At 74.5% G+C, this 9,773-nt stretch carries 12 protein-coding genes; 7 read left to right on the top strand and 5 right to left on the bottom strand.

The annotated features are described in order from the left end of the window. Window positions 1–1,069 (bottom strand): protein kinase domain-containing protein (locus VGD85_RS09390; RefSeq protein ID WP_331063189.1); only part of this gene is annotated, 1,069 nt, incomplete at its 3' end. A gap of 185 nt (window positions 1,070–1,254) precedes the next feature. On the opposite strand from VGD85_RS09390, the gene VGD85_RS09385 reads away from it, so the two are divergent. Beyond that, window positions 1,255–1,626 (top strand): Rv2175c family DNA-binding protein, encoded by a 372-nt coding sequence (locus tag VGD85_RS09385; RefSeq protein ID WP_331063188.1) that lies wholly within the window; start codon window positions 1,255–1,257, stop codon window positions 1,624–1,626. 14 nt (window positions 1,627–1,640) lie between these two features. Here the strand turns inward: VGD85_RS09385 and VGD85_RS09380 are convergent, their stop codons facing one another. Then, window positions 1,641–2,717, bottom strand: coding sequence for a polyprenyl synthetase family protein (locus VGD85_RS09380; protein ID WP_331063187.1), 1,077 nt, complete (start codon window positions 2,715–2,717; stop codon window positions 1,641–1,643). A gap of 75 nt (window positions 2,718–2,792) precedes the next feature. On the opposite strand from VGD85_RS09380, the gene metF reads away from it, so the two are divergent. Continuing rightward, complete coding sequence (metF, locus tag VGD85_RS09375) at window positions 2,793–3,683, top strand: methylenetetrahydrofolate reductase [NAD(P)H] (protein ID WP_331063186.1); 891 nt, start codon at window positions 2,793–2,795, stop codon at window positions 3,681–3,683. Here the strand turns inward: metF and VGD85_RS09370 are convergent, their stop codons facing one another. Genes VGD85_RS09370 through VGD85_RS09360 form a run of 3 tightly spaced genes read right to left on the bottom strand, consistent with a single transcriptional unit; the run spans window position 3,684 to window position 5,833 of the window. Then, window positions 3,684–4,982, bottom strand: a complete 1,299-nt coding sequence (locus VGD85_RS09370) for a phytoene desaturase family protein (protein ID WP_331063185.1) — start codon at window positions 4,980–4,982, stop codon at window positions 3,684–3,686. Between the two features lie 21 nt (window positions 4,983–5,003). Next, window positions 5,004–5,360, bottom strand: a complete 357-nt coding sequence (locus tag VGD85_RS09365) for an ArsC/Spx/MgsR family protein (protein WP_331063184.1) — start codon at window positions 5,358–5,360, stop codon at window positions 5,004–5,006. Beyond that, window positions 5,360–5,833 carry a YbaK/EbsC family protein gene (locus VGD85_RS09360; RefSeq protein WP_331063183.1) on the bottom strand — a complete coding sequence of 158 codons (474 nt, stop codon included), beginning with the start codon at window positions 5,831–5,833 and terminating at the stop codon, window positions 5,360–5,362. Before VGD85_RS09360 ends, VGD85_RS09365 begins: the two co-directional genes overlap by 1 nt. Window positions 5,834–5,878: 45 nt before the next feature. Here VGD85_RS09360 and VGD85_RS09355 point away from each other — a divergent pair, with 45 nt between their 5' ends. The 5 genes from VGD85_RS09355 to VGD85_RS09335 all read left to right on the top strand — a co-directional run bounded on the left by VGD85_RS09355 (window position 5,879) and on the right by VGD85_RS09335 (window position 9,605). Beyond that, the gene (locus VGD85_RS09355) at window positions 5,879–6,328 is read left to right on the top strand and encodes a hypothetical protein (protein WP_331063182.1); all 450 of its coding nucleotides are present in this window, start codon (window positions 5,879–5,881) and stop codon (window positions 6,326–6,328) included. A 193-nt stretch (window positions 6,329–6,521) separates the two neighbouring features. After that, on the top strand, window positions 6,522–6,956 hold the full coding sequence (locus tag VGD85_RS09350; protein ID WP_331063181.1) for an SAV_6107 family HEPN domain-containing protein: 435 nt from the start codon (window positions 6,522–6,524) through the stop codon (window positions 6,954–6,956). Between the two features lie 97 nt (window positions 6,957–7,053). Next, the gene (locus tag VGD85_RS09345; RefSeq protein WP_331063180.1) at window positions 7,054–8,217 is read left to right on the top strand and encodes an endonuclease; all 1,164 of its coding nucleotides are present in this window, start codon (window positions 7,054–7,056) and stop codon (window positions 8,215–8,217) included. Window positions 8,218–8,261: 44 nt separating this feature from the next. Beyond that, entirely contained in the window at window positions 8,262–9,005 is a 744-nt protein-coding gene (locus VGD85_RS09340) for a methyltransferase (protein ID WP_331063179.1), read from the top strand. Window positions 9,006–9,149: 144 nt separating this feature from the next. Continuing rightward, window positions 9,150–9,605, top strand: a complete 456-nt coding sequence (locus tag VGD85_RS09335; protein ID WP_331063178.1) for a DUF3040 domain-containing protein — start codon at window positions 9,150–9,152, stop codon at window positions 9,603–9,605. Window positions 9,606–9,773: the final 168 nt, after the last annotated feature.

The following is a 9,773-nucleotide window of genomic DNA, read 5'->3' as shown; positions in this document are numbered from 1 at the left end:
CTCCGGGCGGCCCGGCGGGCAGCGACGCGCCCGGCGGCAGGAACGGTGCCGGCCGCCGGTCCCGCGCCTGGATCGGCCGGGTGTGGTCGGCGACCGCGGCGGGGGACATCAGCGTGGCGAGCTCTGCGGCGTCGAACGGGTCCGGCGCGGTGTCGTCGGGCGAGGGCGCCTCGACGCGCTGGGTCTGCAGCAGGAGCGGCGTCAGGTCGGCCGTCAGGTCCGGGTCGTCCAGGACGCCCTCGGCCAGGGCGTGGCTGACGCGATGGACCTGGTGCAGCAGCACGGCGGCGTCCGCCGGCCGCAGCCCGCGGTCCCGGGCGGTGGCGCGGGCGACCAGCGCATCGACGTACGCCGGGAGCGTGGGCTCGAGCGTCGACGGCGCGGGGACGTCCTCGTGCACGTGCTTGTAGGCCACCTGGATCGGCGTCTCGCCCTCGTGCGGCTTGCTGCCGGTGAGCAGCTCGAAGAGCACCACTCCGGCGGCATAGACGTCGGCGCGCGCGTCCGCGCGACCGTCGACGACCAGCTCGGGGGCGAGGTAGGAGACCGTGCCGATCAGCACGCCGCCGGTCGCGGTGTGCTGGGTGTCCGCGCTGACCGCGCGGGCCAGGCCGAAGTCCGCGACCTTCACCCGGCCGTCGGCGGCGATCAGCACGTTCTCCGGCTTGACGTCGCGGTGGATGATCCCGGCCCGGTGCGCCGCGGCCAGGGCGGAGAGGACCGGCTCGATGAGGGCGAGCGCCCGGGCCGGCGGCAGCGGGGCCTCCTTGCGGATCACGTCGCGCAGCGTGATGCCCTCGACGAGCTCCATCGCGAGGAACACCGTGCCGTGGTCGTCGCCCTGGTCGTAGACGGACACGACGTTGGGGTGCGAGAGCCGGGCGGCCGAGCGCGCCTCGCGCACGAACCGCGCCGCGAACTCGGCGTCGTCGCCCAGGCCCGGATGCATGATCTTGATCGCGACCGTGCGGTCGAGCCGGACGTCGGTGGCGTCGTAGACGCTGGCCATGCCGCCCCGCGCGATGCGTGCGCCGATCCGGTACCGACCCTCCAGCAGCCGGCCGGTCATGGGGTCGCCAGTCGCGTCGGCGCCCGTGTGGGCGTGCCGATCGGACTGCCGGTCTTGCGGCACAGCGACCCTCCTGCGACACCGGTGGGGGAAGAACCCGGATGCTCCATGGTACGGACGCGAGCGTCCGGGACCGTGCCGAGCCGCTCCCGGCGTGGCGTGGAGCACGGTGGAAGACTGGTCGCATGAACCAGCCACGACTCGCCGACGCCGACCTCGCCGCCCTCGTCCCCGAGTGGCTGGACTGGGCGGAGACCGCCCGCCGGCTCGGGGTGTCGGTCTCCAAGGTGCGCACGATGATCCGCGAGCACGAGCTCGCCGCGGCCGTCCCGGCCCCGGGCGCCGGGCAGCAGGTGCCGGCCGACTTCATCCAGGACGGCCTGGTCGTCAAGGGTCTCCCCGGCCTGCTCACGATGCTCCACGACGGCCGCTACGACGACCGCGAGTGCATCGCCTGGCTGTTCACCGACGACGACCTGCCCGGCCGGCCGATCGACGCGCTGCGCGAGAACCGCGGCTCCGAGGTCAAGCGCCGCGCGCAGGCGATGTCGCTGTAGGCGGGTAGGAGTCGCTAGACGACCCGTTGGGTGGCGGCCGAGGCGAGCTGCCGCAGCACGCGCCGGGCGTCGTCGTGCACGTCGGCCCGGTCCAGCGCCGCGACGGCGTGGGTGGCGAGCTCGCCGATCACGGCCTCGACCTGGGCATGGGCCCCCGAGCCGTCGATGATCGCGCGGAGCTCGGCGACCTGCTCGACGCTCAGCGGGGTGCCCAGCGAGCGGTCGAGGAGCGCGGCCTCGGCCGGCGGTGCGGCATCGAGGGCGAGCGCGACGAGCACCGTGCGCTTGCCCTCGATCAGGTCGTCGCCGGCCGGCTTGCCGGTCGCGTCCGGGTCCCCGAACACCCCGAGCAGGTCGTCGCGCAGCTGGAACGCCTCGCCCAGCGGCAGCCCGAATGCCGACAGCTCCGCCATCGTCTCCGGACCCGCTCCGGCTAGGGCGGCGCCGATGTGCAGGGGCCGCTCGATGGAGTACTTCGCGGACTTGTAGCGCAGCACGGTCATCGCGGTCTCGACGTCCGCGCGGCCGCGCGCCTGCACGGACACGTCGAGGAACTGCCCGGCGATCACCTCGGCCCGGCAGCGGTCGAACACCTCCAGCGCCGGAGCGACCTGGGTGATCGGCAGGCCGCAGCGGCGCAGCAGCTCGTCGGACCAGCTGAGGAGCAGGTCGCCGAGGAGGATGGCCGCGGCGGCGCCGTACTGCTCGGGGTCGCCGCGCCAGCCCGAGGAGCGGTGCTCGGCCTCGAGCTGCCGGTGCGTCGACGGCCGGCCGCGCCGGGTGTCCGAGGCGTCCATGAGGTCGTCGTGCACGAGCGCGCTGGCGTGGAGCAGCTCCAGGGACGCGCAGGCCCGCACCAGTGCCTCCTCGTCGGCGACCTCCGCGGCGACGGCGCGGTGGCCCCAGTAGCAGAACGCCGCCCGGAACCGCTTGCCGCCGGAGACCGACGCGTGGGCCTCGCGCACCAGCCGCGCGGCATCGCCGCCCAGTGGGCCGAGCGTGCCCGCCTGCTCGTCGACGAAGCCGTCCAGCGCGGCCTGGATGCGCTCGCGGAAGCCGGCACTGTCCCAGTCCTGCTCCGTGGCCGTCACGGCGTCGAGACTAGTGGGCCGCCAGCCCGTGGACGCCGCCGGGCCGCGGACCGCCCCGTCCCTAGACTTTCCGGCATGGCGACCCAGGAGGCACGACGGATCGGTGACCTCGTGCGCGAGGGCGAGCGGTCCTTCTCCTTCGAGTTCTTCCCACCCAAGGACGAGGCGGGTGAGGAGCAGCTCTGGCAGGCGATCCGCGAGCTCGAGCCCTACCGGCCCACGTTCGTCTCGGTGACGTACGGCGCGGGCGGGTCGACGCGTGAGTCCACGGTGCGGATCACCGGCCGCATCGCCGCGGAGACGTCGCTGACCGCGATGGCGCACCTGACCTGTGTGGGCCACACCCGTGCCGAGCTGGAGCGGATCCTCGACACGTACGCCGCCGAGGGCATCAGCAACGTGATGGCGCTGCGCGGCGACCCGGCCGAGGGGCCCCGTGCCGCCTGGACGCCGACCGAGGGCGGCCTGACGTACGCCGAGGAGCTGGTCCGGCTGGTCCGCAGCCGCGCCGAGTTCAGCGTGGGAGTCGCGGCCTTCCCGGAGGGGCACCCCTCGGCGGAGTCGCTCGAGCACGACGCGGACGTGCTGGCCGCCAAGGCGCGCGCCGGCGCGGAGTTCGCGGTCACGCAGATGTTCTTCCGGGCCGAGGACTACTTCGCGCTGGTCGAGCGGGTCCGGGCCCGCGGCGTCGACCTGCCGATCCTCCCGGGCATCATGCCGATCCTCAACCTGGCCAACATCCGCCGCCAGGGCGAGCTGATCGGCACCGACGTCCCCGCGGAGGTCGTCCACCGGATCACCGCCCACGAGGGCGACCCGGCGGCGATGCGCGCCGAGGGCATCGCGATCGCGGCCGAGCTGTGCGACGAGCTGCTGGCCGGCGGGGCGCCGGGGCTGCACTTCTACACGCTGAACCGCTCGAAGGCGACCCGCGAGATCTTCGCCGCGCTCAACCTCGCGGTCTGATCAGGCCGGTCCCACCTCGGCGGCCACGAGGGCCGCGGAGAGCCCGACGAACGGCAGCCCGGCCCCGGGGGTGGCGTGCGCGCCCGCGGCGTAGACGCCCGGCACCGGCGTGGTGGGACCCAGCCGGCGGCGTACGGTCGCCCGGCCCTGCCAGAGCACGCCCAGCGGCGAGCCGCCCCAGCGCTCGACCTGGTCGCGAGGGCTCCGGTCCACCCGGGTGCGCAGCTGGGGGCGCAGGTCGATGCGGTGCCGGGCCAGCGCGCGCAGGATGTCCTCCGACAGGCGGCCACGGCCGTGGACGGTGAGCGCCGAGCAGCCCTCGGGCGCCCGGCCGCCGGTCCGCACGACCAGCATCGGGTCCCCGTGGAGCACCACCTCGTGGGCCAGGTCGGGCGCCGGTCCCTCGAGACCCACGTGCACGACGACCGGCGGGATCGCCGGCATCGTGCGCACGACGTACGCCGCGAGTGCGGGCAGCCGGCGCGGGTCGACGGCACACACCACCACGTCGGCGTCGAGGTCGCCGGCCGTGGTGGCGACGGCGACGGCGCGGCCGTCGCGGACGACGACGTCGGTGGCCTCGGTCGCCGTCAGTGCCGTGACGCCCCGGGTCGCCAGGCGCGCGGCGAGCGCTGCGCCGAGCCGCGCCAGGCCGCCCTCGACCGTCCAGGCGCCGAACCGCTGCTCGACGTAGGCCGTGACGCCCAGCCAGGCCGGCACGTTGCGCAGGTCGTGGCCCTCGGCGACCAGTGGGTGCCCGGCGACCATCCGCAGCCGCTCGTCCTTGAAGGTCCGCTTGAGCCGCTTGGCCAGGGTCTCGCGGCTGTCCAGGAGCGCGGCGAGCTCGCGCGGCAGGTCGTCGGGTCGCCACGGGTTCTCGAGGTACCCGCGGCGCAGCACGTCCCAGTCGTCGGCGTACGACGCGACATGGTCGACCCAGCGCCGGCCGAGTCCGCTGCCGAGCTCGTCGAAGGCCCGCAGCTGCGGCGCGCGGCCGGACGTCAGCCGCACCGACGTGCCGTCCTCGAACCGGTGCTCGCGGACGAGGTCCAGAGGCTTCAGCTCCAGCTCGCGCTCGAGCGGCCGCCCGGTCTTGCGGAACAGGTCGCGGACGACCGCCGGCAGCAGCGTGTACGTCGGGCCCGCGTCCCAGCCGAACCCGTCCTCGGAGACCTCCGTGAGCGCGCCGCCCACCTCCGTGGACCGCTCGACCAGCGTGACCTCGTGCCCCAGCTTGGCCAGGCGCAGTGCCGAGGCGAGGCCGCCGAAGCCGCCACCGACCACCACGACCCGCGCCATGAGGGGACCCTAGGGCACGGCTCAGGCCTCGGCGTCGAGCACCTGCCGCAGCGCGTCCCCGTCGCGGCCGACCACGGTCGTGCCGTCGGCCGCGGTGATGATGGGCCGCTGGATGGTCCGGGGATGGGCCGCCAGGGCCGCCAGCCAGTCCGCGCGGTGGGCCGCATCGCGCGGCAGGTCGATGCCCGCCTCGCGGGCCTCCCGGGGACGGGCGATGTCCCAGGGCTCGAGCCCGAGCCGGTCGACCACGTCGCCGAGCTCGGCGGGGCTCGGCGGGTCGTCGAGATAGCGCCGCACGGTGTACTCCACGCCGGCGGCGTCGAGCTCGCCGATCGCCGTACGGCACTTCGAGCAGGCGGGGTTGAGCCAGATCTCCATCACTCGACCTCGATCGTGGGCGCCCCGGTCATCGCAGCGAGCTCCTCGTGCGTGGTCGAGAACACCGCCGCCGGATGCCCGGCCGCGGCCCACACCACCTCGTGGCGGCGCAGCCAGGAGTCGAGGTACGTCGGCAGCGTGCCCGGGTGTCCGATGGGGGAGACGCCGCCGATGACCTGGCCGGTGTGCTCGCGGACGAACTCCGGGGCGGCTCGCTTGAGCTTGGTCACACCGAGGTCCGCGGCCACCTTCGCGGTGTCGACGCGGTGGGCGCCCGACGTCAGAATGAGCACGGGCGAACCGTCCGCGTCGAAGAGCAGGCTGTTGGCGATCGCCCCGACCTCGCAGCCGAGCGCCTCGGCGGCCAGGGCGGCGGTGTGCACCGAGTCGGGCAGGATGACCACCTGGCCGGTGCCGCCACGGCGGCGGTGGTCCTCGCGGAACCGGGTGATCGTCGGATGCTCGCTCGTCATGGAGCGAACCCTAGGGTGTCTCGTACAGGGAGAGGAGCGCGGAGGATGAACCCGCAGCGGCCGGTATCGGTGGTCGGCGCGATCTGGGTGCTGGTGGCGTTGGTCGCCTTCAGCGGCGTGACCGCGCTGCTCACCTTGGTGTTCCATGACGAGCTCGACGCCTCGTGGGCCGCCGACCGCAGCGACCTGGGCACCGTCGAGCCGCCCGCGTTCGCGCCGGTGGCGATCACGCTGTTCGTCGTGGTCGCGCTGCTCGTGCTGGTCCTGCTCGTCTTCTTGGGCCAGGGGCACAACTGGGCCCGGGTGCTGCTGAGCGCCCTGGTGATCCTCATGGCGATCGCCACCCTGGCCAGCCTGCGCGCCGACCCGCCGGTGCTGTTCATCGTGCTCTCCATCGTGACGCTCTCGTTGGACCTCGTGGCCGCGGGCCTGCTCTGGCACCCGGACACGCGCGCCTACACCCGCGCCGAGCCGGTCCCCGCCGGGCGTCGCTGAGCCCGGGCGCGGTCGACGCGCCGGGCCGGGTCCCTCCGGTCTTGACGACCGTCGGGAGGAGAGGTGTACCGTGGCGGTGTTCGAACAAATGTTCGAACACCCCGGCGGGGACGACCTCGACCCCCGTCCCCGCCGGGCCGGTCCACCGCAGCCGACAGGGGTCGCCGAGCAGGGGTCGACGGAGAGGACTTCGATGAACCCCTACGCCCTTCCCGTCACGACCCACTCCTACCTCGCGCGGTCCGCCGAGTCCCTCAGCGAGGCGATCGCCGCGACCGACGTCCCGACCCGCTACGCGTGTGCCCATGTCGCCGCGCTGCGGGCGGCCGCGGCGCTGCTCGCGGCCCGGGCCCACCCGGAGCCGACCCGTCGGCGTCCGCAGCGCAACGCCTGGGTCCTGCTGGCCGAGGTCGCGCCCGAGCTCGCCGAGTGGGCACGGTTCTTCGCCGCGGGCGCGGCGAAGCGGGCGGCCGCGGAGGCAGGATCGCGCCGAGCGGTCTGTGAGCGGGAGGCCGACGACCTGGTCCGAGACGCCGACCGGTTCCTCGCGGTCGTGGAGCGCTCGCTCGGCCTGGTGCCACACGCGTCGGTGACCCGGCGGGCGGCGGCGGCCATGCGGGCCGGCTGAGCACGAATGCCGGCTGAGGCTCGGCGTCGGTGCTGTCGGGCCAGGACAAGGGTTTTCCACGATGCGCCGGGCGGGTCCGGCCCGGCAGGCTCGACCCATGCGACAGCCTCTCGGGACGCGCCGCCACGCGGCGCGCATGCTCACCGTGCTCCTCCTCGTCCTCGCCGCCTGGGTGGCGCTGCCCGCGCAGGCCGCGACACCGATCTCCGTCGCCACCGCGCGCGCCACCCAGGACGGTTCCACGGCCACCGTACGGGGGTACGTCGTGGGGCAGCCGACCTCGTCGACCACCGTGGTCACGAGCGGGTTCCCCAACGACTACGCCCTCGCGCTCGCGGACACGCCGGGAACCACCGACACCAGCCGGATGCTCTACGTCCAGATCCCCAGTGCGTTCCGGTCCGCCTGGGGGCTGCGGAGCAACCCGTCCCTCATGGGCCGCCAGATCGACGTCACCGGCCGGCTCGCGGCGTACTTCTCCCGGCCGGGGCTCACCTCGAGCACGGCGTTCGCCTTCGCGAGCGGCAGCACGCCGACGGACCCGCCGCCGTCGTCCGGCGGCACGGGGGAGTACGACAGCACCTACTACGCCTCGGCGATCGGCAAGAGCGGCGGCGCGCTGGAGGCGGCGCTCCACACGATCATCTCCAGCGGTGTGACGAAGCTGTCCTACGACGCCGTCTGGAACGCCCTCAAGGTGACCGACCGCGATCCCGCGAACTCGAGCCGGGTGATCTGCCTCTACAGCGGGTTCTCGCTGCCCGCCTCCGACAACGGCGGCGGCGTCGACCAGTGGAACCGCGAGCACGTCTGGGCCAAGTCGCACGGGGACTTCGGGACGGCGACCGGGCCCGGCACGGACCTGCACCACCTGCGTCCGGAGGACGTCACGGTCAACTCGGCGCGCGGCAACCTCGACTTCGACGAGGGCGGTGCCCAGAACGCCGAGGCGCCGGGCAACTACGCCGACGCCGACTCCTGGGAGCCGCGCGACGCGGTCAAGGGCGACGTGGCGCGGATGATCTTCTACATGTCGGTGCGCTACGACGGCGGCGACGGCTGGCCGGACCTCGAGGTCAACGACCTGGTCGGCAACGGCACCAGCCCCCACATCGGCCGGCTGTCGGTGCTGCTGCGCTGGAACGCCGAGGACCCGCCCAGCGCGTTCGAGATGCGGCGCAACGACGTCATCTACGACGACTACCAGCACAACCGCAACCCGTTCATCGACCACCCGGAGTGGGCGGACTCGATCTGGTGAGGCGCAGCCGCCGTCCGGCGGCCCGGTGGGCCTAGGGTTGGGCCATGCCTCACGAACGGTCCGGGGAACGACCCAGTGAACGACGCAGCGCGGCGCGGACCTCGGTGGTGTGGGAGGCCCTGAGCCCGGCGCTGGAGGGTCCGCCACGCGACGTGCTCGACATCGGCGGTGGGACCGGCGGCTTCGCGGTGCGCGTCGCCGAGCTCGGTCACCGGGTGACGGTCGTCGACCCCAGCCCCGATGCCCTGGCCGCCCTGGATCGCCGGGCCCGTGAGGTCGGCGTGAGCGTCACGGGCGAGCAGGGGGACCTCTCGACGCTGCTCGACGTCACCGGTGCCGAGGCGGCCGACGTCGTCTTGTGCCACGGCGTGCTGGAGGTGGTCGACGACCCGGCCGCGGCGCTGCAGACCCTGCGGGCGGTGCTGCGGCCCGGCGGGACGCTCAGCCTCCTGGTCGGCCAGCGGCACGCCGCTGTCGTCGCGCGCGCGATGGCCGGCCACTTCGCCCAGGCGCTCGCGATGCTCGACGCGGACCCGGCGGGCCCCCGCGACCCGGCCGGCCGGTCGGGTCGCCGCTTCACCGACGAGGAGGTCGTCGCGCTGCTCGCCGGGGCGGGGTTCGAGGTGCGGGCGGTCCACGGCATCCGGGTCTTCGCCGACCTCGTGCCGGGGTCGCTGCTCGACCTGGAGCCGGGGGCGACCGCCGCCCTGGTGGACCTGGAGCGCGCGGTCTCCGAGCGGCCCGAGTTCCGGCCGTTGGCCGCCCAGCTCCACGTGCTCGCCGGTTGACGTGGCCCCGACCGTTTGCCGGGTGCCGGCGGCGGGAACGGTTCGGTCACGATTTTCCGCAACCCGCCTACCGCGATCACCGGGCCCTGCCTAGACTTAAGTAGCCGGCCGGCGATCTCGGCGATGACCCTGAGGGGAGGAACGGTGCCACTCTCGGAAGAGGAGCTCCGACTGCTCGAGCAGATGGAGCGCGCCCTCGTCGAGGAGGACCCCAAGCTCGCCTCGACCCTGCGTGGCACGGCCTTCCGGCGTGCGGCGCGCCGTCGGGCGATCATCGCGGGCGTGTGCTTCGTCGTCGGTGTGGTCGTGCTGATGACCGGCGCCGTCGCGCAGCTCACGCCCGTCGGCATCGTCGGCTTCGTGATCATGCTGGGCTCCGCGACCGTCGCGCTCACCGCCATGCGCGGCCAGCAGCGGCAGGCCGCGCCCGACCCGCGCACGATGCAGCACCCCAGTCGCGGCTTCACCGTCGTCGACGGCGGCCGCTCCGGCCGCAGCCGTCGGCCGCACCGGCACGGCCGCTCGGGCCGCTCCGGCCAGTCCTTCATGCAGCGGATGGACGAGCGCTGGCGCCGTCGCCGCGAGCAGGGCGGATTCTGACGGTCAGTTCGCGTGGTCGACGACCCCGCCGTACCTCGCCTCGACCGTGGCGGTGACGGCACGGGGGCGCCGGGAGGCGACGGTCAGCACCGGGCGCGGCCACCACGTCGCGCGGCGACGCGCCGATCGCGGCGCGCCCCCGGCCAGCGACGCCAGCACGGCGTGACC

The organism is Nocardioides sp., assembly GCF_036401255.1.
Lineage (GTDB): Bacteria > Actinomycetota > Actinomycetes > Propionibacteriales > Nocardioidaceae > Nocardioides.
Note: the sequence above shows the minus strand (reverse complement) of the source record. Positions and strands in the feature narration are given on the sequence as shown.

Coding starts and splice junctions, on each gene's coding strand:
- VGD85_RS09345 (WP_331063180.1), top strand. CDS start 7,054: ATGCGACAGCCTCTCGGGACGCGCCGCCACGCGGCGCGCATGCTCACC.
- VGD85_RS09365 (WP_331063184.1), bottom strand. CDS start 5,360: ATGGAGATCTGGCTCAACCCCGCCTGCTCGAAGTGCCGTACGGCGATC.
- VGD85_RS09370 (WP_331063185.1), bottom strand. CDS start 4,982: ATGGCGCGGGTCGTGGTGGTCGGTGGCGGCTTCGGCGGCCTCGCCTCG.
- metF (WP_331063186.1), top strand. CDS start 2,793: ATGGCGACCCAGGAGGCACGACGGATCGGTGACCTCGTGCGCGAGGGC.
- VGD85_RS09350 (WP_331063181.1), top strand. CDS start 6,522: ATGAACCCCTACGCCCTTCCCGTCACGACCCACTCCTACCTCGCGCGG.
- VGD85_RS09355 (WP_331063182.1), top strand. CDS start 5,879: ATGAACCCGCAGCGGCCGGTATCGGTGGTCGGCGCGATCTGGGTGCTG.
- VGD85_RS09340 (WP_331063179.1), top strand. CDS start 8,262: ATGCCTCACGAACGGTCCGGGGAACGACCCAGTGAACGACGCAGCGCG.
- VGD85_RS09385 (WP_331063188.1), top strand. CDS start 1,255: ATGAACCAGCCACGACTCGCCGACGCCGACCTCGCCGCCCTCGTCCCC.
- VGD85_RS09360 (WP_331063183.1), bottom strand. CDS start 5,833: ATGACGAGCGAGCATCCGACGATCACCCGGTTCCGCGAGGACCACCGC.